The sequence below is a fragment of the Mesorhizobium sp. M1050 genome (assembly GCF_040318715.1).
GTDB lineage: Bacteria > Pseudomonadota > Alphaproteobacteria > Rhizobiales > Rhizobiaceae > Mesorhizobium.
The window spans coordinates 1-26,412 of record NZ_JAMYMV010000080.1; the positions used below are offsets into that span (position 1 = coordinate 1).

General features: G+C 61.6%; 25 protein-coding genes, 1 pseudogene and 1 riboswitch. Of the genes and pseudogenes, 13 read left to right on the forward strand and 13 right to left on the reverse strand.

Annotation, left to right across the window (positions count from 1 at the left end; all coding sequences use genetic code 11):
• The 10 genes from NKH57_RS28820 to NKH57_RS28865 all read left to right on the forward strand — a co-directional run.
• The coding region (locus tag NKH57_RS28820) for a hypothetical protein (RefSeq protein ID WP_352949483.1) at positions 1-226 on the forward strand (226 nt) is incomplete at its 5' end.
• A gap of 32 nt (positions 227-258) precedes the next feature.
• Positions 259-1,248, forward strand: a complete 990-nt coding sequence (locus tag NKH57_RS28825) for an ABC transporter substrate-binding protein (protein ID WP_352949485.1) — start codon at positions 259-261, stop codon at positions 1,246-1,248.
• Between the two features lie 192 nt (positions 1,249-1,440).
• Positions 1,441-2,193, forward strand: coding sequence for an ABC transporter permease (locus NKH57_RS28830; protein WP_352949487.1), 753 nt, complete (start codon positions 1,441-1,443; stop codon positions 2,191-2,193).
• A 13-nt stretch (positions 2,194-2,206) separates the two neighbouring features.
• Positions 2,207-3,010 (forward strand): ABC transporter ATP-binding protein, encoded by an 804-nt coding sequence (locus NKH57_RS28835; RefSeq protein WP_352949489.1) that lies wholly within the window; start codon positions 2,207-2,209, stop codon positions 3,008-3,010.
• A gap of 94 nt (positions 3,011-3,104) precedes the next feature.
• Positions 3,105-4,709, forward strand: a complete 1,605-nt coding sequence (locus tag NKH57_RS28840) for a GMC family oxidoreductase (protein ID WP_352949491.1) — start codon at positions 3,105-3,107, stop codon at positions 4,707-4,709.
• Positions 4,710-4,863: 154 nt separating this feature from the next.
• Positions 4,864-6,138, forward strand: a complete 1,275-nt coding sequence (locus NKH57_RS28845) for a flavin-containing monooxygenase (protein WP_352949493.1) — start codon at positions 4,864-4,866, stop codon at positions 6,136-6,138.
• Between the two features lie 72 nt (positions 6,139-6,210).
• A complete protein-coding gene (locus NKH57_RS28850) occupies positions 6,211-6,627 on the forward strand; it encodes a RidA family protein (RefSeq protein WP_352949495.1) in 417 nt (138 codons plus the stop codon).
• A 5-nt stretch (positions 6,628-6,632) separates the two neighbouring features.
• Positions 6,633-7,307, forward strand: a complete 675-nt coding sequence (locus NKH57_RS28855) for a DUF1028 domain-containing protein (RefSeq protein WP_352949497.1) — start codon at positions 6,633-6,635, stop codon at positions 7,305-7,307.
• 27 nt (positions 7,308-7,334) lie between these two features.
• Complete coding sequence (locus NKH57_RS28860; protein WP_352949499.1) at positions 7,335-8,825, forward strand: aldehyde dehydrogenase; 1,491 nt, start codon at positions 7,335-7,337, stop codon at positions 8,823-8,825.
• Positions 8,826-8,875: 50 nt separating this feature from the next.
• Positions 8,876-9,811, forward strand: coding sequence for a LysR family transcriptional regulator (locus NKH57_RS28865; protein WP_023760317.1), 936 nt, complete (start codon positions 8,876-8,878; stop codon positions 9,809-9,811).
• A gap of 12 nt (positions 9,812-9,823) precedes the next feature.
• On the opposite strand, the gene argE is transcribed toward NKH57_RS28865, so the two are convergent.
• On the reverse strand, positions 9,824-10,990 hold the full coding sequence (argE, locus tag NKH57_RS28870) for an acetylornithine deacetylase (RefSeq protein ID WP_352836575.1): 1,167 nt from the start codon (positions 10,988-10,990) through the stop codon (positions 9,824-9,826).
• A gap of 280 nt (positions 10,991-11,270) precedes the next feature.
• Between argE and NKH57_RS28875 the strand changes: the two genes are divergently transcribed.
• Positions 11,271-13,340 carry an oxidoreductase gene (locus NKH57_RS28875; RefSeq protein ID WP_352949501.1) on the forward strand — a complete coding sequence of 690 codons (2,070 nt, stop codon included), beginning with the start codon at positions 11,271-11,273 and terminating at the stop codon, positions 13,338-13,340.
• 76 nt (positions 13,341-13,416) lie between these two features.
• Here the strand turns inward: NKH57_RS28875 and NKH57_RS28880 are convergent, their stop codons facing one another.
• From NKH57_RS28880 to NKH57_RS28890, 3 genes are all read right to left on the reverse strand, one after another.
• The gene (locus tag NKH57_RS28880; RefSeq protein ID WP_352949503.1) at positions 13,417-15,504 is read right to left on the reverse strand and encodes a sigma-54-dependent Fis family transcriptional regulator; all 2,088 of its coding nucleotides are present in this window, start codon (positions 15,502-15,504) and stop codon (positions 13,417-13,419) included.
• 103 nt (positions 15,505-15,607) lie between these two features.
• Positions 15,608-16,081, reverse strand: coding sequence for a hypothetical protein (locus NKH57_RS28885; RefSeq protein ID WP_352949505.1), 474 nt, complete (start codon positions 16,079-16,081; stop codon positions 15,608-15,610).
• Between the two features lie 190 nt (positions 16,082-16,271).
• Positions 16,272-16,577, reverse strand: coding sequence for a ribbon-helix-helix domain-containing protein (locus tag NKH57_RS28890; RefSeq protein WP_031260570.1), 306 nt, complete (start codon positions 16,575-16,577; stop codon positions 16,272-16,274).
• Positions 16,578-16,803: 226 nt separating this feature from the next.
• Between NKH57_RS28890 and NKH57_RS28895 the strand changes: the two genes are divergently transcribed.
• Positions 16,804-17,199 (forward strand): VOC family protein, encoded by a 396-nt coding sequence (locus NKH57_RS28895; RefSeq protein ID WP_352949523.1) that lies wholly within the window; start codon positions 16,804-16,806, stop codon positions 17,197-17,199.
• 50 nt (positions 17,200-17,249) lie between these two features.
• On the opposite strand, the gene NKH57_RS28900 is transcribed toward NKH57_RS28895, so the two are convergent.
• From NKH57_RS28900 to thiC, 7 genes are all read right to left on the reverse strand, one after another.
• The gene (locus NKH57_RS28900; RefSeq protein ID WP_352949507.1) at positions 17,250-17,759 is read right to left on the reverse strand and encodes a helix-turn-helix domain-containing protein; all 510 of its coding nucleotides are present in this window, start codon (positions 17,757-17,759) and stop codon (positions 17,250-17,252) included.
• Positions 17,760-17,882: 123 nt separating this feature from the next.
• On the reverse strand, positions 17,883-18,650 hold the full coding sequence (locus NKH57_RS28905; protein WP_352949509.1) for a hydroxymethylpyrimidine/phosphomethylpyrimidine kinase: 768 nt from the start codon (positions 18,648-18,650) through the stop codon (positions 17,883-17,885).
• Entirely contained in the window at positions 18,641-19,246 is a 606-nt protein-coding gene (locus NKH57_RS28910) for a thiamine phosphate synthase (RefSeq protein WP_352949511.1), read from the reverse strand. The genes NKH57_RS28905 and NKH57_RS28910 overlap by 10 nt, the downstream gene beginning before the upstream one ends.
• Complete coding sequence (locus NKH57_RS28915) at positions 19,243-20,016, reverse strand: thiazole synthase (protein ID WP_352949513.1); 774 nt, start codon at positions 20,014-20,016, stop codon at positions 19,243-19,245. Before NKH57_RS28915 ends, NKH57_RS28910 begins: the two co-directional genes overlap by 4 nt.
• A 3-nt stretch (positions 20,017-20,019) precedes the next feature.
• The gene (gene thiS, locus NKH57_RS28920; RefSeq protein ID WP_031253541.1) at positions 20,020-20,217 is read right to left on the reverse strand and encodes a sulfur carrier protein ThiS; all 198 of its coding nucleotides are present in this window, start codon (positions 20,215-20,217) and stop codon (positions 20,020-20,022) included.
• Positions 20,186-21,187 carry a glycine oxidase ThiO gene (gene thiO, locus NKH57_RS28925; protein ID WP_352949515.1) on the reverse strand — a complete coding sequence of 334 codons (1,002 nt, stop codon included), beginning with the start codon at positions 21,185-21,187 and terminating at the stop codon, positions 20,186-20,188. Before thiO ends, thiS begins: the two co-directional genes overlap by 32 nt.
• Entirely contained in the window at positions 21,184-23,019 is a 1,836-nt protein-coding gene (thiC, locus tag NKH57_RS28930) for a phosphomethylpyrimidine synthase ThiC (protein ID WP_352949517.1), read from the reverse strand. Before thiC ends, thiO begins: the two co-directional genes overlap by 4 nt.
• A 103-nt stretch (positions 23,020-23,122) precedes the next feature.
• Positions 23,123-23,239, reverse strand: a riboswitch (TPP riboswitch).
• A gap of 382 nt (positions 23,240-23,621) precedes the next feature.
• Here thiC and NKH57_RS28935 point away from each other — a divergent pair.
• The gene (locus tag NKH57_RS28935) at positions 23,622-24,158 is read left to right on the forward strand and encodes a DUF309 domain-containing protein (protein WP_352949519.1); all 537 of its coding nucleotides are present in this window, start codon (positions 23,622-23,624) and stop codon (positions 24,156-24,158) included.
• A 599-nt stretch (positions 24,159-24,757) separates the two neighbouring features.
• Here NKH57_RS28935 and NKH57_RS28940 read toward each other — a convergent pair.
• Positions 24,758-24,880: pseudogene (locus NKH57_RS28940) on the reverse strand (Arm DNA-binding domain-containing protein); the annotation flags it as partial.
• 331 nt (positions 24,881-25,211) lie between these two features.
• Positions 25,212-26,412 (reverse strand): HlyD family type I secretion periplasmic adaptor subunit (locus NKH57_RS28945; RefSeq protein ID WP_352949521.1); only part of this gene is annotated, 1,201 nt, incomplete at its 5' end.

Consider the following 26,412-nt stretch of genomic DNA (forward strand, 5'->3'; position numbering starts at 1 on the left):
CGCGCCGCAAGAACAGCATGAATTGGGCCGCCAAACTGGCTCAGAACACTCGCAAAAACAGCGTTTATGGATGCGCACTAGCCTAAGCAGAATTATCGAAAATCATTATTTGTGCATCGCACACAGCGTGCTTTGCTCCATCAGCCGGCTGAAAGAGAAACATAAAGAACGTCAGGCGGCAGCCTTCGGCGATGCGTCCGAAGCGGCTTTGTTATGGCGCGGATAACGCCTGACCTCAGAAAAAGACAGGGGAACGTGATGACGACAATAATCTCGAAGTTTCGCCACGCCGCGCTTGCGGCCGGCATTGCCCTGAGCGCCCTTTCGGTGAGCCCCCACGCCGAAGCCGGCAGCTTGAAGCTGGGCATGACGACCTGGGTCGGATACGGCCCGCTCTTCCTTGCCCGTGACATGGGCTACTTCAAGGAAGGCGGCCTCGATGTCTCGCTCGAAATCATCGAGGAAGCATCGATGTACATGGCAGCAGTTGCCGCCGGCGAGCTCGACGGCAGCGCCTCGACCATAGACGAAATCATGAAGTACCGTTCCAAGGATGTCTGCTTCAAATCAGTCTATGCCCTCGATGATAGCCATGGCGGCGACGGCGTTCTGGCGCCCAGCGAGGTCAAGAGCGTCGCCGATCTCAAGGGCATGGAGGTTGGGATGAACGAAGGCTCGGTGTCCCAGTTCTGGTTCAACATCCTGCTCAAGCAGGCCGGTCTCAGCCAGGCTGACGTGAAGGTCACCAACATGACGGCCGATGACGCTGCCGCCGCCTTCATGGCCGATCGCATTCCTGTTGCCGTCACCTGGGAGCCGCATCTGACGCTGGCCAAGAAGGCAAACAAGGGACAGGTCCTGATCGACTCCTCGAAGACGCCGGGCCTGATCGTCGATGTCGTGGCGCTGAATTGCGACTACATCACGAAGAACCCTGGCGATGTCGAGGCGCTGGTAAAGGGGCTCTACAAGGCCAACGAGTTCATCAAGGAAAATCCAGAGAAGGCTTACGAGGTGATGGCCAAGGGTGTCGGCGGCTGGCTGAAGGATCCGAAGGACTTCGCCTCCTCCGCCGCGGGCGTGAACTTCTACGGCAAGGCGCGCAATGCCGAATTTTTCGCCGGCGGCGAGAGCGGTGATGCTGGCAAACTGATCAAGCTGGGCGGCGACGTCTGGGGCGGCTTCGGCAAGCTCAAGATGGACATCAAATACGACGACCTGGTCGATCCGTCTTTCCTTACGAAGTGATCCGGCCTTGTAAAGTCAGTTCGCTGGACCGCAGGCGCGAGCTCGGCCTGCGGTCCTAGCCGTCCAAAGGGTTCCCCTGTGACATTGGCACCGAATGCAACGTCTCCCATCAGCCATATCGTGACTGCGAGCGTGGAAACAAATCAGCCCGGTCGATCCGCCTGGAAAGCTGTCACCACGCCTTTTCGGGCCGTGTCGCGCCCTCTCTCCATCACGCTCAGCGTCTTGGTCTGGGGCGCGGTCATCGGTGGCTGGTTCGCTTTGACCTATTCCGGAGCGGTCAAGGAAATGTTCCTGCCGCGCCCCGAATCCGTATTGTCCACCACCATCAGCATGGCGCTTGACGGGTCCTTGTGGGAGCACGTCCTGGCCAGCGTCCAGGTGGTGCTGATCGGTTTCGTCATTTCGAGCATCGTGGCGGTACCGCTCGGATTGACGATGGGCACCTACCGTGTCGTCCAGGCTGCACTCGATCCGCTCGTCAATTTCATCCGCTATCTGCCGGTGACGTCCTTCGTCCCGCTTTTCATCCTGTGGATCGGCATCGGCATCGAGCAGCGCGTTGCCGTCATCATCTTCGGTATCTTCTTCCAGCAGCTGGTGATGATCGCCGACAGCGCCCGCGGCGTTCAGCGCGACCTCGTCAACGCAGCCTATACGCTCGGCACGAAACGCGGCGACACGGTCTTTCATATCGTATTTCCGGCCACGCTTCCGAACGTGCTCGACGTGCTGCGCGTCACCATGGGCTGGGCCTGGACCTATCTCGTCGTTGCCGAACTCGTCGCCGCGCGCAGCGGACTTGGCTACATCTCGCTCAAGGCCATGCGCGGCTTCCAGGTCGACGTGATTTTCATGGCCATCGCCATGATCGGCATCCTTGGTCTTTGCGCCGACCAATTGTTCCGGGGCATCCGCCGCCTCGTCGCTCCCTGGGCCAATTGAGGAGCTCGCTGACATGGACACCCTTACCCTCGCGACGAAACCGAAGAGCTCCGACATCGGCATTGACAATGTCGTCCTGCGTTATGGCACAGGCGACGATGCCGTGCTGGCACTGGACGGCATCTCGTTCCATGTCGTGCCCAATGAGTTCTGCGTGATCGTCGGCCCATCCGGCTGCGGCAAGTCGAGCCTGCTCTATCTTGTCGCCGGCCTCGAGGAGCGCACCGGCGGCATGATCTCTGTCGGCGGCACGCCGGTTACCGAGCCAGGCCCGGATCGCGGCATGGTGTTTCAGGCCTATACGCTGTTTCCCTGGCTCACTGTTGCGCAGAACGTCGAATACGGTCCGAAGCGCAAGGGCATGCCGGCGGCCGAGCGCAGGGCCATCGTCGAGCATTTTCTCCATGAGGTCGGCCTTGCGAAATTCTCCAACCATTATCCCTCGCAGCTGTCGGGCGGCATGAAACAGCGCGTGGCGATTGCCCGCGCGCTTGCCAACGATCCGCAGGTGCTGCTGATGGACGAGCCCTTCGGAGCGCTCGACAGCCAGACCCGCCACAGCATGCAGAAGCTTTTGCTGAGGATCTGGGATCATTCCAAGAAAACGGTCCTGTTCGTCACCCACGACATAGACGAGGCCATTTTGCTGGCGGACCGGGTGCTCGTCATGTCGGGCCGGCCTGGCCAGATCAAGAAGGAAATCCACGTCGGTCTCCCGCGCCCGCGCAGCATGGATCTGGTCATGGAGCCGAACTTCATCGCCATGAAGCGGGAAATCCTCGAGCTCTTGAAGAACGACGAAGACGACGAGCACTAATGCATGTCGCCCAAAGTGACCTCGGTTTTGGGACGACGACAGGCATGAAACAAAGATCAGCGGTCTTCGGGGTGGATCATGAAACAGGCATTGCATGAGCATCGAGGCCGCGGAATTCGACTATATCGTCATTGGCGCGGGCTCGGCCGGTTGTGTCCTGGCCAACAGGCTGAGTACTAATCCCGCCAGCCGCGTCTGCCTCATCGAGGCGGGTGGCAGCGACGACCGCACCCGGGTGCGCGTGCCGGCTGGCATTCTCTCGCTCTACGGCAATCCAAACTTCGACTACGGCTACAAAAGCGTGCCGCAGCCGCTGCTCAACAATCGCCGCATACCGGTCAACCGGGGCAAGCTTCTTGGCGGGTCGAGTTCGATCAATTCCATGGTCTACATTCGCGGCGCCGCGCAGGACTACGACGAATGGGCAGCACTTGGCTGCGCGGGCTGGTCCTATGCCGACATACTGCCGGTCTTCAAGAGGCTGGAGCGAAACCTTCTGTCGCAGAACCCCGCCTATCACGGCTTCGACGGCGAACTGTTGGTCGACAATCCGCGCGATCCCAATGTCGTGTCCAGACTGTGGGTAGAGGCGGGCCGAGGCATGGGCCTGCCCGAAAACCGCGACTTCAACGCCGATAGCCAACTCGGCCTCGGTATCTACAATGTCACCCAGAACAAGGGGGAACGCTTCTCGGCCTATACCGCCTTCGTCCGGCCGGTTCTCGGCCGCCCAAATCTCCAGGTGCTGTCAGGAGTCGAGGTGCTTGATCTGGCGGTCGAAAGTGGACGCGTCGCCGGCGTCAATGTGATCAGGGACGGAGCTGCCCAACGGCTCGCATGCCGCGCCGAGGTGGTCCTGAGCGCGGGCGCGATCGGATCGCCGCGCATCCTACTTGCTTCCGGCATCGGCCCGGCGGAGGAGCTGAAGGCGGCGGGGATAGAACCGGTCATGAACGTGCCGGGCGTCGGCAAGAACCTGCGCGACCATGTCGACGGCATGATCACGGTGCGATCGAACAGCACCAGGACGCTTGGTCTGTCGATTGCCAACCTGCCGGCGATGCTGGCGGCGCCGTTCCAGTATTTCGCCCGGCGCAAGGGCATGCTGACGACCAACTATGTCGAGGCCGGCGGCTTCGCGAAGACGAAATATGCCGGCAGCATTCCCGATGTCCAATTCCACTTTGTCCCCGGCTACCGCAGCCATCGCGGCCGGCTCGTCGAATATGGCCACGGTTACGCCGTGCACACTTGCGTGCTGAGGCCCGGGAGCGTCGGCGAAATCACGCTCGAGCGCGACGGCACCCGCCGCAACGTGCTGATAGATCATCGTTTCTTTAGTGATGAGCGGGATGCCCTGACCCTTGTCGAGGGCATCAAGCTGGCCCGCTCGATTCTGGCTTCTCCAGCCTTTGGCGGCATTCGCGGACCGGAAATCCTGCCCGGGCCGGATATCGTCACCGACGACGAGATCCTCGCCTATCTGCGTGCCGAGGCACTGACGGTCTATCATCCGGTCGGCACCGCCAAGATGGGCAACGACACCATGGCGGTGGTCGACCCTGCCGGCCTCAAGGTGCGCGGCTTCGACAATCTGCGCATCGCGGACGCCTCGATCATGCCGACACTGATCGGCGGCAACACCAATGCGCCATCCATGATGATCGGCGAAAAAGCGGCTACAGCGATGTTGTCGTAGCCGTCCGCTGGGACGCTGCCGTTCGGCATTTAGGGACAGGCTAACCACTGCCACGTGAAATCGTAATTTTCGCTATCCAGTCCCTCCAGTACACCAGCGATCTGACCTCCTCGCATCCGCAAAAATTCTTTGGGGAGCTGAAAAGGGCACTGAAATGTCGGTCGAAAAAATAAACACGCTTGTTGTTGGCGGCGGCCAGGCGGGGCTGGCCATGAGCGAACATCTGCGCAAGTGCGATGTGCCGCATCTTGTCCTTGAGCGGCATCGCATCGCCGAACGCTGGCGCTCGGAAAGATGGGACTCCCTGGTTGCCAACGGACCTGCCTGGCACGATCGTTTTCCGGGCATGGAGTTTCCGGATACCGATCCCGATGCCTTTGTCTCCAAGGAGGAGGTTGCCGACTACTTCGTCGCCTATGCGGAAATGATCTCAGCGCCCATCCGCTGCGGCGTGGATGTCGAGAAAGTGCAGAGGCTTGTCGGCCGCCCCGGCTTCCGGGTCGAAACCTCAGGCGGCGTCATCGAGGCCGCCAACGTGGTCGCCGCCACCGGGGCCTTCCAGCACCCCGTCATGCCGTGCATCGTGCCTCAGGATGCAGGGCTCATGCAGCTCCATTCCAGCGCCTATCGCAACCCCGACCAGCTGCCCAGGGGCGCGGTCCTGGTGGTCGGGTCTGGCTCCTCGGGAGTGCAGATCGCGGACGAACTCCTGCGCGCGGGAAGAAACGTCTACCTCTCGGTCGGGCCGCATGATCGTCCTCCCCGGGCCTATCGCGGCCGCGATTTCTGCTGGTGGCTCGGGGTCCTCGGCAAGTGGGACGCCCAAGCGCCGGCGCCTGACACGGAGCACGTCACCATCGCGGTGAGCGGGGCGCGCGGCGGCCAGACGATCGACTTCCGGCGCCTTGCCGCGCAGGGCATGAAGCTCGTCGGCCGGACGGAACTGTACAAGGATGGCGTCATGACCTTCGCACCCGACCTTGCCAGGAACATCGCCCGCGGCGATGCCAACTACATGTCGCTGCTGGACGAAGCCGACGCCTATGTTGCCCGCAACGGCCTCGACCTTCCGGAAGAGCCAGCTGCCCGCAAGATCGAACCGGACCCGCCATGCCTGACTGATCCAATTCTCGACCTGGACCTCGCCAAGGCCGGAATAGCCTCGATCATATGGGCGACGGGATTCAGCTTCGATTACAGCTGGCTGAAGGTCGACGTGTTCGGCGAAAAGGGCAAGCCGAGGCATCAGCGCGGTGTCTCGAGCGAGCCGGGGATTTATTTCCTGGGTCTGCCGTGGCAGTCAAGGCGCGGGTCCAGCTTCATCTGGGGCGTCTGGCACGATGCCAAGCATTTGGCGGACCATATTTCCACGCAGCGCAAGTACTTGACCTATCATGCGTCCGCGAAACGTCAGACCCGGGCGGCATAGCAAGGGCTGGCGGCAGCCTGGCGCTGTGAGCGACGATATCCCGGCGAAGAGCCCGATCCGATGGAGACCAGGATGGTGCATACAAGAATCCGTAAGTTCAATACGAAAGATACCTATCCCGAGCAGAAGCTCGACAATGATCTGTGTCAGGCGGTGGTCACGCGGGGCGGCCGGACGGTCTATCTGCGTGGCCAGTGCCCGCAGGATCTCGACACCGCCAAGAATATCGACAGCCATGATCCGGCCGAGCAGACGCGCAAGGTGATGCAGAACATCAAGCAGCTCATCGAAGAGTGCGGAGGCAAGATGGAGCATCTGGTCAAGGTGGTCGTCTACATCACCGACGTGCGCCATCGCGAGGCGATCTACCGCACTATGGGTGAGTATATCAAAGGCGTGCATCCCGTTTCGACCGGCCTTGTCGTGCAGGCCCTGGCGCGGCCCGACTGGCTGGTCGAGATCGACGGCACCGCTGTCATCCCGGACTGACGCTGATGACCTTTTCCATTGTCGCGCGGTGCAGCCGCACCGGAATGTTCGGCGTCGCGGTGTCGTCTTCCTCTCCGGCGGTGGCGGCGCGCTGCGCCTATGCGCAAGCGGGCGTGGGTGCGGTTGCAAGCCAGAACGTCACCGATCCGACGCTCGGCACAAGGGGGCTCGAGCTGCTGGCGCGCGGCGCCTCGGCCGCCGAGGCGGTCGCCATCCTGAAGCGCACCGGCCCCTACAGCGAATACCGGCAGGTTCTGGCCGTCGATGCCGCCGGGACCACCGCCATTCATTCCGGCGCTAGGGCGCTTGGCATCTGGGCGCAAGCGCATGCGGAAAATGTCGCCTGCGGCGGCAATATGCTCGCCCATGATGGCGTGCCGCAAGCCATGGTGGAGGCCTTCCTGGCTTCTGAAGGCCATCTCGGCGACCGCCTGATCGCGACCATGCGCGCTGCGCTGAAAGGGGGTGGCGAGGCCGGTCCGGTCCATTCCGCCGGAATGAAACTGGTGCGCGAGGTCGCATGGCCCGTCGCGGACCTGCGCTGCGACTGGAGCGACGGCTGCCCGATCGAGGAACTGGCGGCATTGTGGGATCGCTATAAGCCGCAACTCGATGCCTATGTGACCCGGGCGATAGATCCGTCCGATGCGCCGAGCTACGGCGTGCCGGGTGACGAGTAACCTGCACGCTCGGGGGAGGGCAGCCAAATGAGCGAACTCAGTCACAAGGACTGGATCAGCAAAGCATCCGCGATCCGTTTTCGCGACAAGGCGTTCATCGACGGCAAGACGGTCGCGGCCCGTTCGGGCCGCACCTTCGCCAGCATCAATCCGGCCACCGGCGAAACGCTGGCCGAGGTGGCGTCGTGCGGCGAGGAAGATGTCGATCTGGCTGTCGCCGCTGCGCGCCGCAGTTTCGAGGCCGGCGTCTGGTCACGCACTAGCCCGGCGCACCGCAAGGAGGTGCTGCTGCGGCTGGCGCGGCTGCTGCGCGAAAATCTGCAGGAGCTTGCCCTGCTCGAGTCGCTCGACATGGGCAAGCTCGTCACGGATGCGGCGACTGTCGACGTCCCGGGTTCGGCGGCGATCTTCCAGTGGTATGGCGAGGCCATCGACAAGATCTACGACGAAGTGGCGCCGACCGGCGGCAGCGATCTGGTGCTGGTGCGGCGCGAACCGCTCGGCGTGATCGGCGCCGTGGTGCCGTGGAATTTCCCGCTCGACATGGCGACCTGGAAGTGCGCGCCCGCGCTGGCGGCGGGCAATTCGGTAGTGCTGAAGCCCGCCGAGCAGTCGCCCTTCTCGGCGCTCCGACTGGCGGAACTCGCGATGGAGGCGGGCCTGCCCGCCGGTGTGCTCAACATTGTGCCTGGCCTTGGCGAGACAGCCGGGCAGGCGCTTGGCCGCCACATGGACGTGGATTGCCTTGCCTTCACCGGATCGACATCGGTCGGCAAGATGTTCCTGCAGTATTCGGGTCAGTCGAACATGAAGCAGGTCTGGCTCGAAACAGGCGGCAAGAGCCCGAACCTCGTCTTCGCCGATTGCGGCGATCTCGATGCGGCGGCCGACATGGCGGCGTTCGGCATCTTCTTCAACCAGGGCGAGGTTTGCTCGGCCAATTCGCGCCTGCTCGTTGAACGCTCCATCAAGGATGCCCTCCTAGAGAAGCTGGCACAGCGCGCGGCGGCCACCCAGCCTGGCGATCCGCTCGACCCGGCCTCGAAAATGGGCGCCATGGTCGATGCCCGCCACGCGACTAACGTCATGCGGTTCGTCGAGGCCGGCAAGAAGACCGCGCGCCTGGTCGCCGGCGGCGATCGGGTCACGGTCAACGGCCGCGGCAGCTTCATACAGCCCACCATCTTCGACAATGTCGCCCATGACGACCCGATTGCCAGGGATGAGATATTCGGACCGGTGCTTTCCGTCATTGCCTTCGACGATGAAGAGGAGGCCATCCGTATTGCCAATGACAGCCCGTACGGACTGGCGGCATCCTTGTGGACCGACAGTCTTTCGCGCGCGCACCGCGTCGCCGCTCGTCTTCGCGCCGGCACGGTTTCCGTCAATACGGTCGATGCGCTGAGCCCGATGACCCCGTTCGGCGGCGTCAAGCAATCCGGCTTCGGCCGCGACCTGTCGCTGCATGCGCTGGACAAATACACCGCGCTGAAAACGACATGGATCAAATATTGAGCCAAGGCGAGCGCTTGATCGCAACGCCCAAACCGGCAACATAGCCGCCCATGCCGCTACGCTTTACACTGAGACAACTGGAATATTTCGTCGCCGTCGGCGAAGCCGGCTCTATTACCAAGGCGGCCGAACAGGTCAATGTTTCGCCGCCTTCGATCTCGGCATCCATCGCGCAACTGGAGGCCGAATTCGGCGTCCAGCTTTTCGTTCGCAAACATTCGCATGGCCTGTCGCTCACGGCCGGCGGGCGTGTTTTCCTCAAGGAGGCCGCCAGGCTGCTTGCCGACGCCGACGCTCTGCACGATATCGCCGGCGACATCGCCGAGAAGGTGCGCGGGCCACTGGCGATAGGATGCCTGCTGACCTTCGCGCAGATCGTCTTGCCGACGCTGCGCATGAAGTTCGAGCGCGCCTATCCCGAGGTACGGTTCAGGCAGTTCGAACGCAACCAGGGCCAGCTGCTCGAAATGTTGCAGCGAGGCGAAATCGACGCGGCGCTGACCTACGATCTCGAACTGTCGCAGGACACGACTTTCGAACCGCTGATGCTCGTGCCGGCCTATGTCATGCTGCCGCAGGGGCACCGCTTCGCCAGCAAGGCTTCCATCACGACGGAAGAACTGGCCGACGAACCGATGGTGCTGCTCGACCTGCCCTATAGCCGCGAATATTTCCTTTCGGCTTTTCATTCGCAGGGGATCCGACCGAACATTGCCGAGCGCACCGGCGACATCGCGGTTATGCGTTCGATGGTCGCGAACGGCTTCGGCTATGGCATCGCCAACATGCGGCCGCTCAATACGCTGGCGCCCGACGGCAAGCCGCTGGTGTTCGTGCCTCTGGAAGGCGATTTGCGGCCGCTTACCATGGGGATCGCCCTGCCCAACGCCGAGCACCGCACGCAGACGGTGCAGGCATTCATCGATCATTGCCGCCGTTTTGTCGTCGAACAAGGCGTGTTCGGGAGTGGGCGGGTCGTGGAATAGCGGCAGCCTCTATCAGGCGGCGTGAAACTGGTGATCTGAAAGCCGCCGCAGCAGATTGTCCAGCATGTCGTCGCAGCGGCGCATCTGTTCGACGCTGACGAATTCGTCCGGTCTGTGTCCTTGCACCATCGAGCCCGGTCCGCACACGATCGTCGGCGTGCCGAGATCGCGGCTGAACAATCCACCTTCGGTACCGAAGGCAACCTTGATGGTGTCGTTGGCACCGGTCAGCGACTTCACGAAGGCCACGGCCTGCGAATTCGCCGGCGTGTCCAGACCCGGATAGGTGTTGGTGATCTCGATGTCGATGGCAGCCTCAGGCGCAATCGCTGAAGCGGCAGCGGCAATGCGCGCCGCCTCCGCGCGCAGGCGCTCGAGGATTTCGTCGGGATTGTCGGCCGCTATATTGCGGATCTCGAAGTCGAGCTGACAGAGGTTCGGCACGATGTTGAGCGCCACGCCGGCATTCATCTTGCCGACGTGGACGGTCGTGTAGGCAATGTCGTAGTCGCCGTCGCGCGCGCCATCGACCGCCAGCCGGTCTTGTTCGCCGCGCAGTGCGGAGACGAAGTCGCAGCCCAGATGAATGGCGTTGAGCGCCAAGGGGGCCAGCGCCGAATGGCCTTCCCGTCCCCTACAGATGGCGCGAGCGGCAAGCTTGCCCTTGTGGCCAGTCGCCACCTGCATGCTGGTCGGCTCGCCGACGATGCACAGCAATGGCCGTAGCGGCGCAGCCCGTAGCATGTCGATCAGGCTGCGCACGCCGATGCAGCCGACCTCCTCGTCATAGGAAAGCGCTAGATGCAAGGGCGTTTGCAGAGTCATTTTCGAAGCTTTGAGACACGCCGCAAGCGCGCAGGCCACAAAACCCTTCATGTCGGCCGCGCCGCGGCCGTAAAGCTTGCCGTCTCGCGCGGTCATCTCGAAGGGCGGCAGCGTCCAATCCTGGCCGTCGATGGGCACGACATCGGTATGGCCGGACAGCATGACGCCAGGAGTATCGGCCGGCCCGATGGTGGCGAACAGGTTCGCCTTGTGGCCATCCGCGCTGCGGATTACCTGGCAAGCAATGCCCTGTGCCGCCAGCAGGTCACTCACATAGCCGATGAGGTCGAGGTTGGAGTCGCGGCTCACCGTCGGGAATGCGATCAGCTTTTCAAGGATTTGGATGCTGTCCATGCGTTGTATGTCTCCTTGGCCGTGCGTGCTATCTAGCATCGCGTCGCCACGGCCTTGAAGTCGCATTTGGCTCAGCCGGGATTCACCGGATGCTAATCCAGGCGGCCGGGGCTGATTAGGCGCGTCCTAATCGGCACAGAAGAAATCTGTAGTTTTCCGGCACGCATCGCAACTTATGAGTAGTTTGACGGCATCTACAAGCTGGGCAGACCAGCTTGCGCCAAGGGTCAAAACCACCGCAGCACATGCCGCGATGCGACCTTGGCAGGAAGGAAGCACCATGCGTGATCCACGCTACGACATTCTGTTCGAGCCGGTGAAGATCGGTCCGGTGACCGCCAAGAACCGCTTCTACCAGGTGCCGCACTGCAATGGCGGTGGCTATCGCGATCCGTCGGCCGCGGCCGAGATGCGACGCATCAAGTCGGAAGGGGGCTGGGGCGTCATCTTCACCGAGCAGACAGAGATGCACCACACCTCGGAGATCACGCCTTTCATCGAGCTCAGGCTGTGGGACGACGCTGATATTCCAGCGCTCGCCAAGATGGCCAGCGCCATGCATCAGCATGGCGCGCTGGCCGGCGTCCAGCTGGCCTATTCAGGCATCAATGGCCCGAACCTCTACACCAAGGAAGTGCCGCGCGGGCCGTCGGCCTTGCCGATCCGGACCTTCACCAACGATCCGGTTCAGGCGCGCGCCATGGACAAGCAGGACATCCGCGACCTACGCCGCTGGCACCGCAACGCTTTCAAACGCGCCAGGTTGGCTGGCTTCGACCTGGTGTGTCTCTACGGCGCGCATGGCTTCGGCATCATCCAACACTTCCTGTCCACCGCAACCAACCAGCGTAGCGACGAATATGGCGGCTCTCTGGAAAACCGCTCGCGGCTGATGCGCGAGCTGATCGAAGAGGGCAGGGATGCCATTGGCGACACTTGCGGCCTGACGCTGCGGCTGTCGCTGGACGAGATGATCGGCGAGCTTGGCTTCGCCAATTCCGAGGTGCGCGACATGATCGAGATGCATGCCGATCTGCCCGATCTCTGGGATCTGGCGCATGGCGCCTGGGAGGATTGTTCGGGGCCGTCGCGGTTCAAGGAGGAGGCCGCGCAGGAAAGCCTCGTCTCCGGCATCAAGAAGCTGACCTCGAAGCCGGTCGTGGGTGTCGGTCGCTTTACGTCGCCGGATGTCATGGTGAAGATGATCAGGTCTGGCACGCTTGATTTCATCGGCTGCGCGCGACCGTCGATTGCCGATCCGTTCCTGCCGAAGAAAGTGGAAGAAGGGCGCATCGAGGACATTCGCGAATGCATCGGCTGCAACATCTGCATCACCGGCGACATGACCATGTCGATCTCGCGCTGCACGCAGAACCCGACCTTCATGGAGGAATGGCGCAAGGGCTGGCACCCGGAGCGCATGCAGCCCAAGGGCGACAGCGAGAGCGTGCTGATCGTTGGCGCCGGTCCGGCCGGGCTTGAAGCAGCTCGCGCGCTCGGCCTGCGCGGCTATCAGGTCGCCATTGCCGAGACTGGCACCGAACTCGGCGGCCGCGTCGCGCGCGAATGCCGCCTGCCCGGGCTCTCGGCCTGGGGCCGCGTACGCGATTATCGCCAATACCAGCTCAGCCAGATGCCCAATGTCGACATCTATTTCGAAAGCCGGTTGTCGGCGCAGGACATCCTGGCCTTCGGCTTTCAGAACATCGCCCTCGCCACCGGCTCGACATGGCGGCGTGACGGGGTGGCGCGCGCCCATGTGGTGGCGATGCCGATCAGCCCGGCCATGCCGGTCTACACGCCGGACGATCTGATGGGTGGCAATGTGCCTGCCGGCAATGTCGTGCTGTTTGACGACGACCACTATTACATGGGTGGCGTTCTGGCCGAGTTGATCGCGCGCAACGGCGCCAAGGTGACGCTGGTGACGCCGTCCGCCTATGTATCGGACTGGACTCGCAACACCTTGGAGCAGGGCGCAATCCATCGCCGTCTGGCCGAGCTCGGCGTCGAGATCGTGCTGAACCGGACCGTTACGCGCGTCGTGCAAGGAGGCGTTGCGACTGCCTGCGCCTACACCGGCGCCGAACGCGACGTCGCCGCCGACGCCGTGGTGCTGGTGACGTCGCGCCAACAGGACGACCAGGTCTGGCGCGAGTTGAAAGCGCGGCGGCACGAATGGGCCGACAATGGCATTCGCTCGATCAAGGTCATCGGCGATGCCGAGGCGCCAGGTCCGATCGCCTGGGCAACCTATGCCGGCCATCGCTTCGCGCGTGAGCTGGACGAACCCGATATCGGTGATGCGCTGCCGTTCCGGCGGGAAGTCACGGCCCTGGCTGCGGAATAGGGTTGGAACCACGGTCCCATCCATCGAGTTGCCGTGGTTCCGACAGATGCTGTAGACGAGCGGCGCTAGTCTTGGTCTAGAGGAAACCGCGGCGGATGCCGTATTGTCCGAGCTTGCGATAGAGCGTCGGGCGCGAAATGCCGAGCCTCAGAGCAACTTTGCTGAGATTGCCACTCTCCGCGGCAAGCGCGTTCTTGAGCGCCTGGCATTCTGCATCCTCGAATGTGCAAACTGGTGCTTCGAGCATGGCTGCGGGATGATCGTTGTGCCCGATCATAGTGTTGCGATTGCCCGCACTGATTTCCCCAGGAAGATCCGAGAGCTCGACAGTGCCGCCACGCGCCAGAATGTGCAACCGCCCGACGAGGTTCTTCAGTTCGCGCACATTGCCCGGCCAATGGTAGGCGAGCAGGACCTCGAGCGCTTCATGCGAGAATTCCAGCGGGTCCTCGCCTGCTGCGGAGGCGATCTGCCGGTTGAAATGTTCGATCAGCAGCAGCACGTCCTCGCCGCGCTCGCGCAGCGGTGGGACGGTGATCGAGACCGCGCCAATTCGATAGTAGAGATCGCGACGGAAGCGGCCTGCGGCAACTTCCTGGTGGAGATCGCGATTGGTCGAGGCAACCAGGCGCACATCCACCGGGCGACCACGGCTGTCGCCAATGCGGTTGACCACGCGCTCTTCCAGGACACGCAGCAGAAACGGCTGGATCTCAAGCGGCAATTCGCCGATCTCATCGAGACTGAGCACGCCGCCGTTGGCGAGCTCGAAAACGCCCGGCTTGCCTTCACGCGAGGCGCCGGTAAAGGCGCCGGCGACATGACCGAACAATTCGCTGCCGAAAAGGTCCTTGGTAATCGCCCCGCAATTCATTGCGATGAACGGATCATTCGCCGTGCGCTGGCTGCCTGCATGGACAAGGCGTGCAAACAGCTCTTTTCCAACACCCGTCTCACCTTCGACCAATAGCGAAGCGGCACTGTTGGATTGAGCGACCCGACAGGCGACATCAATGGCGGCCCTCAACGCTTCGCTTTCGCCGACAATCATGGCGACAGCATCCCGAAGATGCTTGTTCATTTCCCGGTGGACCACCGCCACGCTTGGGACTGCCGGCACGGGGGGGAACACCAGCGCAGCGCCGCGAAGGTCCCCGTCAAGCTTGAGCGGCGTAATGTGGCAGGATCGCAGATGTGCCGGAAGCGCCCTCGCAAGGTCGGCGTCGGAGCCGGAGGACGGAAGGTTCATCAACCAGCGGCCACGGCCTGGCTCCATCGGGCCGTCCATCATCTCGGTGGCCTCGCCATCGGGCACGTTGTTGCAGAAGATGGCGCGGCCGCGATGGTCGACGATGACCAGCCCGTCTTTTCGGCGGTAGCTTGGAGCCGAAGCGATGAAGGCTTCGAGCAGACGTGTGCGCTGTTCCTGCTGCTGTTCGGCCAATGCCTTTTCGATCTGCCGGGCCGTGGCGGCAACGAGCGCGGTGTTGTGCGGCCGAAAGATAGGCGAATAGCCTGACAAGTCGACGACCCCGATGATCTTGCCATCCAGTGGGTCGCGGATCGGCGCGCCGGCGCAAGTCCAGGATTTGATCCCGGCGCAGAAATGCTCGGCCGCATGGACAAAAGTTGGCTCCCCGGTCCACAGCGCGGTGCCGATTCCGTTGGTTCCGACTGCGTCTTCGTTCCACTTACCGCCGATGCCGAGGTGGATATCCATGCCGTCATGCAGCGTCTTCTTGTCGCCGATGGCGTCGATCAGCACACCGTCGCTGTCGGCCAGAACCAGCATCGCGCCTGTCCCGTCCAGCAACTGGCCAAGGGAAGCGAATGACCGGCGCGCCGCCGAGAGCAATTCGGCATTGGCGCGGGTCAGATATTCGATCTCGTCGCGATCACTGCTCAGCGGCGCTTCAATACCTTGAGCGTTGATTCCGCCGGTCGCACTGCGATACCACGAATCATGAATGAGGGAGCGGACGTGGCTTGGGTGGACAGGATCGCGGGCACATTTGGGCTCGTCGGCCAGGAAGCTTTCCCAGGCGCGCATGGTGGCACGCTCGTCATAATCGATGTCGCCCAGAACCATTTGCCTGGCTGCCGCCGACGCACGTGCTGGAAGAGCATCGATCTTCATCTGATTGGGGCTTATCTGGCGTTTCATTCAGTCATCACAGAACCTTTGAGGCATGCCATTTCTGTATGCTGTCGCGTCGTACCCGGCGCGGATTGGACGTGCACACAGGCACGCCCGGGCGTCTGCACGGTCAGTTGATGCCGAGTTTCGCGACGATGTCGGCGGCAAGCTGTTCCTCGGTATAGGTGGCGGCGAGATGGGCCCCGTCTAATTCGGCGAGCGCCGCAGCGATGGATTCGTCGACGGGCGAGAAAAAGCCATTCTGCTTCGTCGCCAGGACGAAGATCTGGTCGCCACCTCGGTTACGGACATCGCCGATGTGATGAAGCTGGCGGCCCGAGTTCTGATCCTTCGAGATTACACGGCCGTTCATGGTGACCTGGATGGACGGCTTGGCTTCAGCCACGGGCGCCGTGCTGCCGCCGACATGGATGATAAGGCCTTCAGCTTTCGGCTGCTGGCGTGGCTTTCTCGAAGCCGAATAGCCACCGCCGCTGATCTGGTCGGCAAGGCGAACGATGGTCGAGCGGTTCTGCTCGATCAGTTTTTTGACCTGTACGTCCTCGCGCCGCGGGCCGTCCCGCTTAGAGAAAATCTCAACCATGAATCCTCCCAGATTCGCTCCGGCGTCGCCGTTGGTGCGGCTTATTTCTTGTTATGAGATGAACTCTATACCGCCTCTGTCAAGTTCGCCATTCCTTATCACATAGCGCCAAAATTCGGTTTGCTGGTAGCAGGCGGCTGCTACACGGGTTTTTCCGGTACGCGGGACGTTTTGAGAAAATGCCCGCGGGTCAGGCTGCCTTGTTCGTGAATTCCGAGGGTTTGCTGTCGAGTGCTTGTCTGTCGCGCAGATAGAGCGCGCACGTGGTGCGCAGCATGGAGGCAAAGTTCGGGATTTGGCCGTTGATCTCCAGCGCTTCGTCGTAAAGCGTTGAGAGGAATTTCGGCGCCGTCATCCCTTGCCCACGGGCGATCTCGTCCAACAGGGTCCAAAAAGTAGCTTCGAGTTGGATGCTCGTCGAATGGCCGCCTATTCGAACTGAGCGATTGATTAGCCGATAGCCTTCCGGATCCTGCCCGGCAAAGACCTGACACATGCGAAGACCTCCCTTTTGATGCCGCTGGGCGAAAGCATTCCAGCGCCTATTCGGCCCGATGATACCAAACCGAAGCGCATTTTCCACTGCATTTGCAGTGGCTGCAATCGGACCTGCTGCGCAGACCATCCTTCAGCCAATTGCTCGACGTGGTAACCGGCTGCCACCTCTTTTTGCGCCAATGGGCCACGTTGTTCGAAATCTGGCGGCAGACTGGAGGCTCCCTTTGGCGAAAGCAATTCATTCGATGATCCGGGTCGTGGACGAGCACCTGTCGGTCAGTTTCTACAAGAGCGCATTTAGACTCGATGTTGCGGACCGGCTGGATTTTGACACGTTCACTCTGGTTTATCTGCGCAATCCGGAAGCCGATTTCGAGCTTGAACTGACGATCAACAAGGGCAGGGAAGAGCCCTACGCGCTTGGCGACGGTTATGGCCACATGGCATTTTGCGTCGACGATATCGAGGCAGAGCACAAGCGCTTGGCGGCGGCAGGTTTCAATCCGCGAAGAATTGTTGAGTTCAACCACGAAGGTGGGCTGCTTGCGCGGTTCTTTTTCGTCGCCGACCCCGACGGCTACCAGATCGAAGTGCTGCAGCGCCACGGACGTTACCAATAGTGCGCTGCGACCGGATGTGGCAGTGCAATCTGACTTTGCTGTCGGCCAGTCTAACCGTCGAGAACCGTCTTAGCATTCGGTCGACGTGCATCACCGCCGAGGCCTGAGCGGCGAAGCTTCGTTCGAGCACAGCCATGGAAAACGAACGGCATGATCGTCGGCAGCCGCATAGGAGTGCGGCTGGTCGGTGAGGAGCGCGCGGCCTCCCCGGCTTGCAAGACTAATCGTTGCGGAGCCGACCGATCGTCCAGGACCACATCTCGAACATGGTTCGGCCGGAGGTCGCTGTCATCAGTTTCGCCTCGCTCCCTTGCGGGGTCTACCAAAGCGTTGCTGGTTTGCTCCGTTCGATCGTTTCGTCTGTGATTTTCTTCCGAAGTTTGGCCCAGCAAATCGGTGACGGAGAGCGAGAACGCGAAGGCCAGGCGGCGCAAGACTCCAACGCTTGGGTTTGCCTTTGCCTGTTCGATGGCCACAACGGTGCCCTTCGACAGACCCGCGCGCCTTGCAAGCGCATCAAGGCTCATATTCTGCAATCGCCGCAAATGCTGCTTCTGCAATCGCCGCAAATGCTGCACTTAACGAAAGCGCCGTTCCCGTACTGGCGGACATTAATCGTTCGCGGACAGAGCGCTGGATATCTTGATTGTTGGCCCGCCGCGATTGGATTGACCGAGGCAAAGTCAATTTCGTCCGACTGCATTCTTCTGCAGCTTCTCGAAAACAAACAGCTTGCCTTCGCGCACGCTGCCTTCAAGTGATCTCGCCTTTGCCAGATGTGCCGCAATCGCGCTGGCCAGCATGCAGCCCGTCCCGCGCATCGATACGGCAAGGCGCGGCATGTCAAAGCGGATTGGTTCTTGATCCAAGCGCAACAGAATATCGGTCGATCGGGGTCCCGCCGCGTGGCCGCCCTTGATCAGCAGGGCCTGCATCCCGACTGCCAGCAATTCCTGGCCTTGCCACACTGCGCCGCCTTCATCCACCGCTGGCTCTAAGCCAACAAGAAGCGCCAGCTCCATGAGATTGGGCGTGACGAGGCGGCAAAGGGGCATCAGGTCGCATTTCATGACGGCGATGGCCCTTGCGTCCAGCAGCGCCTGGCCTGACGTGGAGGCTAGCACCGGGTCGAGTATTGCCGGCACCCGCGGATTCTCGCGTAGCACAGCCACGATGGCAACGACGATCTCGGCCGTTGCGAGCATGCCGATCTTGATTGCCGCCACCTTGTTGGCCTGCAGCGCGGCGCGCATCTGATCGGCCACAAGATCGGGATGCGAAGGATGGATTTTCATCACGGCTTCGTGCGTCTGCACCGTCAGCGCTGTGACAGCCAGGCAGGTGCGGACGCCAATGGAAGAGATCGTCTCGATATCGCGTGCAATTCCAGCCCCACCGCTGGAGTCTGATCCGCCGACCACGAGCACATGCGGTTCTCGCCTCAGCGCCATGGCTTTGTCTTTTCGATCCATTCTCGCGTGCGCGCTTCGGGATCGGCATTCAACGTGATGTCGGTGACCACCGCCGCGGTGTCCGCACCAGCCGCGAAAACACCGTCGAGCCGGTCGGGGTTGAGGCCGCCAATGGCGACCAATGGGATCGGCGCCACCCGATGCTTCCACTCGCTGATCCGCTTGAGCCCTTGCGGCGCCCATTTCATCTGCTTCAGGATGGTGGGATAGATGGGGCCGAGCGCGATATAGTCGGGCTCGGCAGCGATGGCCGTTTCCAGTTCTAGATGATCGTGCGTGGAAAGCCCGAGCTTCAATCCAGCGTACTTAATCGCCAGCAGGTCGGCCGCAGCCAAATCCTCCTGGCCGAGATGGACGAAGTCGCAGCCTTCCTCAATTGCCGTGCGCCAATAGTCGTTGACGATCAGTTGGCAACCATGGACCGCGCAGACGCCGTTCGCGCGGCGGATTTCCGTCCGCAGCGTGGCCTCGTCCCTATCCTTGATGCGCAACTGAACCAGCTTGACGCCAAGCGGCACCAGGCGTTCGATCCAGGCGGCGCTGTCGACGATCAGGTAGAACGGATCGAGCTTCATGAAAAAACCGCCCTTCCGATCGTTGGCGTCGACGGCACGGCGACGTCGCGGGGCTCGAGCATTCCCGAGCTGAACGCTTCACGACCGGCCTCGACCGCCTTGCCGAACGCACGCGCCATGCCGACCGGATCGGCCGCCTTGGCGACCGCGGTGTTCAGGAGTACGGCGTCAAAGCCGAGCTCCATGACCGTTGCCGCGTGCGACGGCCGTCCGAGCCCCGCATCCACAATCAGCGGAACGCCTGGGAAATGTCCGCGCATCGAGCGCAGCGCCATGATGTTGACCGGTCCGAGGGCGGAACCGATCGGCGCGCACCACGGCATCAAGACCTTGCAGCCCGCCGCAAGCAGCCGCTCGGCAACGACAAGGTCGTCGGTGGTATAGGGGAATACAGCAAAACCGTCCTCACACAGGATGCGGGCGGCTTCGACCAGACCGAAAACATCCGGCTGCAGCGTGTCATGGTTGCCGATCACTTCGAGCTTGACCCAGTTCGTACCGAAGACTTCGCGCGCCATTTGTGCGGTCGTGACCGCTTCCTTGACGGAGTGGCAGCCAGCAGTGTTGGGCAGGATTCTGACACCAAGCGAGCGGATCAACGACCAGAATTCTTCGCCAGCCCTGCCGCCTGCCATTTCACGGCGCAACGAGACGGTCACCACCGCCGTGCCCGAAGCCCTGACTGCATAGGCAAGGATGGCCGGCGAAGGATATTGAGCCGTGCCAAGAAGCAGGCGCGACGGAAGCTCGGCTCCATAAAGCTCGATCATGGCCTAGCCGCCCTGCATGGGCGAGAGGATTTCAATCCGGTCGCCGTCGTTCAACTGGAATTCCGCCCGGTTGGCTTTGTGCACGAGGTCATTGTTGACGGCCGTCGCCAGCCAATCGCCCTCATAGTCAAGCGCGGCAAGCAGCGCCTCCAGCGTTGTGGCGGCAACCTCATGCGCTTCGCCGTTGACCATCAGTTTCATGAGCAAGCTCCTTGGTTCTGTCTTGAGTGAAAACCAGGTCGGCAGCCTGGCGCGCCATGGCGGGAGCCAGGAGAAAACCGTGACGATAGAGCCCGTTGATCGCGATGATTTCACCCTTGGTTTCGACGCGCGGCAAATTGTCGGGAAAGGCTGGGCGGACGCCGACACCGGTTTCAACGATCTCGGCCTCGCCAAAGGCCGGGTGGAGGGCATAGGCGGTACCCAGCAGTTCCATCATCGAACGCGCCGTAACCGGTCCGACGGACTGGCTTTCAATCATCGTCGCACCAATCATGAAACGGTGGTCGGTGCGCGGCACTGCGTACAGTGGAAAGCGCGGATGCAGCAGCCTGACGGGGCGCGACAGCGAGATATCAGGGGTACGCAGGATGAGCATTTCGCCGCGAACGCCACGCAACCTGTCATTTTGCGCTGCCATTCCCGTGCAATCGATCTGACGATCGAAACCAAAAACATGCTGGGCGTCGGCGCCGAAGCGGAACTCGACCCCCGTGGCCGCGAGCTTGTCATGAAGTGCTGCCATCGCCTGGCGCGGATCAAGATGGCCCTCATCGGGAAAGAGCAATCCGCGGCGGAAGCGGCCGGCTAAGTCGGGCTCCAGCAAGGCAATTTCATCTTCCTCGACGCGCCGATAGCCCGTCGTGCGGCTGGCGAACCGGTCGAGCTCGCCCGCATCGCGCGGCGCGGCCACGACGAGTGTTCCCCGTCGTGCTACCAAGCCGGACGTTGCGGCGTCCCACCAGTCGGCAGCGTCGCGTCCGAGATCCAGCACCGGCTGCTCGGCGCTTTCACGCTCGCACCACGGCGCCAACATGCCACCGGCGAACCACGACGCATTGCCCCCAAGGGCAGGCCTTGTCTCGGCAACGGTAACCGCCGCGCCGCGTGCGGCGAACTCGAAGGCGGCGGTGAGGCCGGCAACGCCCGCCCCTTTGACCAAGACCTTCATGATGGCTCACGTGGCTGAGGTATGAGCGGTGCGCCGGTCTCGTCCGCCGGCAGGTAGAGATCACCGCCCTCGCGGTATTTCGCCGCCATCGCCGCCATGCCCTCTTTCTGTGCCTCGGCGCGGATGTCGTGAGAGATACGCATCGAGCAGAATTTCGGTCCGCACATCGAGCAGAAATGCGCCAGCTTGTGCGCCTCCTTGGGCAAGGTCTGGTCGTGGAAGGACCGCGCGGTTTCCGGGTCGAGCGACAGGTTGAACTGGTCCTCCCAGCGGAACTCGAAGCGCGCGCGGGAAAGCGCATCATCCCTGACTTTCGCTGCCGGATGGCCCTTCGCCAGGTCGGCGGCGTGGGCGGCGATCTTGTAGGTGATCACGCCGATCTTGACGTCGTTGCGATCGGGAAGGCCGAGATGCTCCTTGGGCGTGACGTAGCAGAGCATGGCGGTGCCGAACCAGCCGATCATCGCGGCGCCAATGCCTGAGGTGATGTGGTCGTAGCCCGGCGCGATGTCGGTCGTCAGCGGTCCAAGCGTATAGAACGGCGCCTCGCCGCAGACGGAGAGTTGCTTGTCCATGTTCGCCTTGATTTTGTGCATCGGCACGTGGCCAGGGCCCTCGATCATCACCTGGCAATCCTTCGCCCAGGCGATCTGCGTCAGCTCGCCGAGCGTTTCCAGCTCGGCGAACTGCGCCGCGTCGTTGGCATCGGCGATCGAGCCTGGACGAAGGCCGTCGCCGAGCGAGAAGGAGACGTCGTAGGCTCTGGCGATGTCGCAGATCTCGGCGAAGTGCTCGTAGAGGAAGCTTTCCCGGTGATGGTGCAGACACCATTTGGCCATGATTGAGCCGCCACGCGAGACAATACCCGTCACCCGGTCAACGGTCAGCGGGATGTAATGCAGCCGCACGCCGGCGTGGATGGTGAAATAGTCGACGCCTTGCTCGGCCTGTTCGATCAGCGTGTCGCGGTAGACCTCCCAGGTCAGATCCTCGGCAATGCCGCCGACCTTTTCGAGCGCCTGGTAGAGCGGCACCGTGCCGATCGGCACCGGCGCGTTACGCACGATCCAGTCGCGGATGTTGTGGATGTTGCGGCCGGTCGACAGGTCCATCACCGTATCGGCGCCCCAGCGGATCGCCCACACCATCTTTTCGACCTCTTCCGCCATCGACGATGTGACGGCGGAGTTACCGATATTGGCGTTGATCTTGACCAGGAAATTGCGGCCGATGATCATTGGCTCGCTCTCGGGATGGTTGATGTTGGCGGGAATGATCGCCCGTCCGCGCGCCACCTCGTCACGGACGAATTCGGGCGTGACGAAATCGGGCAGTGTCGCGCCGAAAGCCTCGCCGTCGCGCTCAAGCTTGCCGTGCAGGATCTCGCGACCAAGGTTCTCGCGAATGGCGACGAACTCCATTTCGGGTGTGATGATGCCGGCGCGCGCATAGGCAAGCTGCGTCACCGCCTTGCCTGCTTTGGCTTTGAGCGGTCGGTGGCGGATGGGAAATTCCGGCGTCAGGCGTTCGCCCGTCGCGAATCCGTTGTCCTCCGGCCGGACATGGCGGCCGTCACAGCCCTCGACATCGCCGCGCGCCAAAATCCATTCGTGGCGAAGTCGGGCCAGGCCCTTTTCGATACTGGTCTCGACAGCCGGGTCGGTATAGGGGCCCGACGGATCGTAGACGGTAACGGGCGGCTCGCCGGCTGTCGGATGGACGGAGATTTCGCGCATCGGCACCCTGATCTGTGGGTGGAGAGCGCCCGGCTTGTGGATCTTACGCGAGGCGGGCAGCGGTCCCGTCGACACGGCGGGAGTAAGGGCATTCATCGTGAGGCTCCTTTGCTCATGCATTGGAGACCCAGTTCTGTGCCGGAAGGATGAAAAGACGCTTCTGTCGACCTGCCGAAACAGGACCTCGGGCGTGAACTCCCGCAAAGCGCTTGCACCGTCCCTACGCCAGTATGAACTGGATCAGGTTCAACGGGTCACTGCGCCGCGAAAGCCAGCAGTATCTCAGCCCCTTGCCGGGACTCCCCTGGTGAATGCCTCAGGTTGAACGGGCCGGCGCTATTTTGTCAAGCGCATTTGGCCCGCGTTGCGATCGGGGCAAAGCGCCGTCGACCGAAAAATAGCCCTGCATCGAGCCCTCCTATCACTCACGGATTTGCCCAAGAAGGACGCCTTTTCTGAATTTTTGAAGAGTAAAAGCCCGTTTGAGATCCATGGATGAGCGATTCTGCGGATGCGATTGCCGCCGGTTGCGATCGGGATCTATGAGAGACGTCAGAGCGCACACTCGAAGCGGGAATCAGAGGCCCCCACCGCCTTTTTTGTCCTTTCGCCAGCGGTTGCTTTCCGGTTAACGCGCGTCCGCATCAATTGCCAATCAACGCGCTTTCATGCTTGCTGGGCCTATGTCTCGTCCTCGCTTGCTGCCCGATAAGAGTTTCCCAAGCTATGCGTATCTGCCCGGCAAATATCCGCATCCGGTGCGTGATCCATTGGGCCACAGTTACCGAACAGATCCGGTGACCGTCGCCGTTGGCGAAGAGCTGGAATCAGATGTGTTTCGGTGGGGGATCGACCTTTTCAACCACGGCTACTACTGGGAAGCCCATGAGGCTTGGGAGGCTCTTTGGCACGCCGCCAAACAAAGCGCTCAACATCGTTTGTTCTTCAAGGGACTGATCCTGTTGGCCGCTGCCGGGGTGAAAATCCGCGAGGGAAAACGCGGCGCTGTGGCGCGCCATGCGGGGAGGGCTGCAGCACTTTTTCGTCAGATCGCGAGGGTCCCGAATGGCCCATTTGAGACGGCACTCGGGACCACACTTGCCGCGCTCGCTGAACACGCCGAAGCGGCCGTAGCTTCCCCTCTTGTTCTACGGAAGCCAAAGCCAGGCCAGCCTGAGCCTGTTTTCGATTTCATACTTGCACCAAATCCGAGAGCGTCTGATCGGCAACCCTAGTGCCGTCCGACCGGCTTTAGCGAGAAGGGGTCTTTGAAAGCTGCTCACACTGCTTGCGGCGTAAACAACAAGAATGGGGTGCGGCTTCGTAAGCAGGACGAGGTGCCAAGCCTTTTTGTTCCCATGGCCCTGGCGGTCAAATTGTTCCTCGGCTCGCAGAGGACGCGACGGCGGTTAAGCGTACGATGGAATAGGTCACATGGTCCAAAAATCTCTCCCCGATGGTTGATTTTGGACTAACGGCTGCGTCGTTTTGATTCAGGATAGGCCGAACTTGGATGTCCTTTTCGGGGAGGAGGCGTGTGATGCGACCTTGCTTTCATGCGCCGCTAGCGGCTTGTTCAATCCACTTTGTTAACGCACCTGATCGCGTACCAAGAACTCGTGCTCATCCAGTTGGCGCGCCTTGGTCGCCGCCGAACGTGAGGGAAGTGCTGGCGCAAACCAACCTCGACTGCCAATCATTGGCGTTCGCCTTGGAGAGAGTGAGGACGCTTGCAGATCTTTGACAGGATCAATTCACTGATAGACTTAGACGATTGCCGGGCCGCGATCGAAGAAGGGCGCGCCTTGCTGCTTCAATTCGAACAAAGGTCTTAGGCGAGCCGCCGCAGGCGAGAGCCCGTGGGCTGTACCCATAGCTGCAGCCCGCCCCCATCAGACAATTTCACGAGTTTGGAAGCAGGGCGGGCGTTTCGACATTTCACGTCGGAGAGGGGCATTCGTCAGGTCTCCCTTGGTTGTTTCGATACCATCAGGATGTCCAATACCAACGGAAATACCATCCCCCGGCCTCGTTGGACCAAATGCGCCCTAAGCGCTTCCTGTCCCGCTTAATTGCGCAATACGATCGCAAAAGATCAACAATTCCAGTCGCTTGCAGAAACTGCAGCGTAGAAGATTCGGCGAAAGGGAGTGTCGGGAGAAGAAGGGATGGTGCCCAGAGGCGGAATCCAAGTGAGGAAAGTATGCCTGTGCTTTCAGTATGTTGCCACCCACGTAGCCTGCGAACAACCAACAGAAATACCAACAATATATTTCTGTGGATTACTTTCATTCCTCCCGGAATGCCCGACTGATTTGGTCCGACAGCGGCTTCACAAAATAGGAAAGCGCCGTACGCTCGCCCGTCTGGACCATCGCTTCGGCCGGCATGCCGGGCACGAGCGTCAGGTCCTTGAGCTTCGTCAGTTCCGCATGCGGAACCGACAGACGCACCAGGTAATACGAAATGCCGTTTTTTTCGTCCGTCGCCAGATCGGCTGCGATCCGGCTGACATATCCGTTCAATTCCGGCGTGGTTCTCAGATTGAAGGCTGACATCCGCAGCACGGCCTTGTGACCAAGCTGGATTTGGTCGATGTCCTTCGGGGTGATTCGTACTTCAAGCGCAAGATCGTCGCCTTCCGGCACGATTAGCATGATCGGATCGGCGGGCGTAATCACTCCGCCGACCGTATGAACTGCGAGTTGTTGAATGGTGCCTGACTGCGGCGCGACGATATCGATCCGTCGCAGTTCCTGTTCAGCCGCCACCTTGCGCTCACCATACTCCCCGACCTGCGCCTGAACCTCTCTGAGCTCCTGGCCGACTTCGGTCTTGAAATCCTGATCGATCTGCGGGATCTGCAGGCGCGTTTCGGCTATGCGGGCTGCCGCCTGTGCCTGATCTGCGATCTTCTCACCGCGTTCGCCACCGAAAGTGGCAACCTGGATCTTCAAGCTGTTCAACCGTTGGTCCGAGACAATGCCTTGGTCGCGCAGCCCACTCAGAACAGCAATTTCCTTTTGGAGAACCTCGATCCTTTTTTCACAGGCAATTTCCTGCGCCTTGAATCCTTCGATCTCGTGGTGATATTGAGTAATGTGTTCCGCCAGTTGCGCCTGCTTTCCGTCGCGGGATTGTCTGCGGAATTCGAACAGCAGCGTCTCGCTATGTATTGCCGAAGCTACGTCCGGAACATCTCTTCGGGCGAGCAGCCAGTCCGGGAAGGCGATCTCCGCGAGATCGTCACGCTCAGCATCGAGTCGTGCCTGGTAGGCGGCGAGCTCATCGAGCCGCTTGGTGACTATGGCGAGATTAGCGCGCGTCTGGGTGGCATCGAGCCGCATGAGGATGTCGCCGGCTTTTACTTTATCGCCTTCGCGCACCAGGATTTCTCCCACCACCCCGCCGGTCGGGTGCTGCACCTTCTTGACATAGGAATCGACGACAAAGTGTCCGGACGCGACAACCGCACCGGAGAGATTCGTG

What these genes read in the sequence shown, in the direction of transcription:
- NKH57_RS28825 (WP_352949485.1), top strand. Translation starts at nt 259, where the DNA reads ATGACGACAATAATCTCGAAGTTTCGCCACGCCGCGCTTGCGGCCGGC.
- NKH57_RS28835 (WP_352949489.1), top strand. Translation starts at nt 2,207, where the DNA reads ATGGACACCCTTACCCTCGCGACGAAACCGAAGAGCTCCGACATCGGC.
- NKH57_RS28840 (WP_352949491.1), top strand. Translation starts at nt 3,105, where the DNA reads ATGAGCATCGAGGCCGCGGAATTCGACTATATCGTCATTGGCGCGGGC.
- NKH57_RS28845 (WP_352949493.1), top strand. Translation starts at nt 4,864, where the DNA reads ATGTCGGTCGAAAAAATAAACACGCTTGTTGTTGGCGGCGGCCAGGCG.
- NKH57_RS28850 (WP_352949495.1), top strand. Translation starts at nt 6,211, where the DNA reads ATGGTGCATACAAGAATCCGTAAGTTCAATACGAAAGATACCTATCCC.
- NKH57_RS28855 (WP_352949497.1), top strand. Translation starts at nt 6,633, where the DNA reads ATGACCTTTTCCATTGTCGCGCGGTGCAGCCGCACCGGAATGTTCGGC.
- NKH57_RS28860 (WP_352949499.1), top strand. Translation starts at nt 7,335, where the DNA reads ATGAGCGAACTCAGTCACAAGGACTGGATCAGCAAAGCATCCGCGATC.
- NKH57_RS28865 (WP_023760317.1), top strand. Translation starts at nt 8,876, where the DNA reads ATGCCGCTACGCTTTACACTGAGACAACTGGAATATTTCGTCGCCGTC.
- argE (WP_352836575.1), bottom strand. Translation starts at nt 10,990, where the DNA reads ATGGACAGCATCCAAATCCTTGAAAAGCTGATCGCATTCCCGACGGTG.
- NKH57_RS28875 (WP_352949501.1), top strand. Translation starts at nt 11,271, where the DNA reads ATGCGTGATCCACGCTACGACATTCTGTTCGAGCCGGTGAAGATCGGT.
- NKH57_RS28880 (WP_352949503.1), bottom strand. Translation starts at nt 15,504, where the DNA reads ATGAAACGCCAGATAAGCCCCAATCAGATGAAGATCGATGCTCTTCCA.
- NKH57_RS28885 (WP_352949505.1), bottom strand. Translation starts at nt 16,081, where the DNA reads ATGGTTGAGATTTTCTCTAAGCGGGACGGCCCGCGGCGCGAGGACGTA.
- NKH57_RS28890 (WP_031260570.1), bottom strand. Translation starts at nt 16,577, where the DNA reads ATGTGTCAGGTCTTTGCCGGGCAGGATCCGGAAGGCTATCGGCTAATC.
- NKH57_RS28905 (WP_352949509.1), bottom strand. Translation starts at nt 18,650, where the DNA reads ATGGCGCTGAGGCGAGAACCGCATGTGCTCGTGGTCGGCGGATCAGAC.
- NKH57_RS28910 (WP_352949511.1), bottom strand. Translation starts at nt 19,246, where the DNA reads ATGAAGCTCGATCCGTTCTACCTGATCGTCGACAGCGCCGCCTGGATC.
- NKH57_RS28915 (WP_352949513.1), bottom strand. Translation starts at nt 20,016, where the DNA reads ATGATCGAGCTTTATGGAGCCGAGCTTCCGTCGCGCCTGCTTCTTGGC.
- thiS (WP_031253541.1), bottom strand. Translation starts at nt 20,217, where the DNA reads ATGAAACTGATGGTCAACGGCGAAGCGCATGAGGTTGCCGCCACAACG.
- thiO (WP_352949515.1), bottom strand. Translation starts at nt 21,187, where the DNA reads ATGAAGGTCTTGGTCAAAGGGGCGGGCGTTGCCGGCCTCACCGCCGCC.
- thiC (WP_352949517.1), bottom strand. Translation starts at nt 23,019, where the DNA reads ATGAATGCCCTTACTCCCGCCGTGTCGACGGGACCGCTGCCCGCCTCG.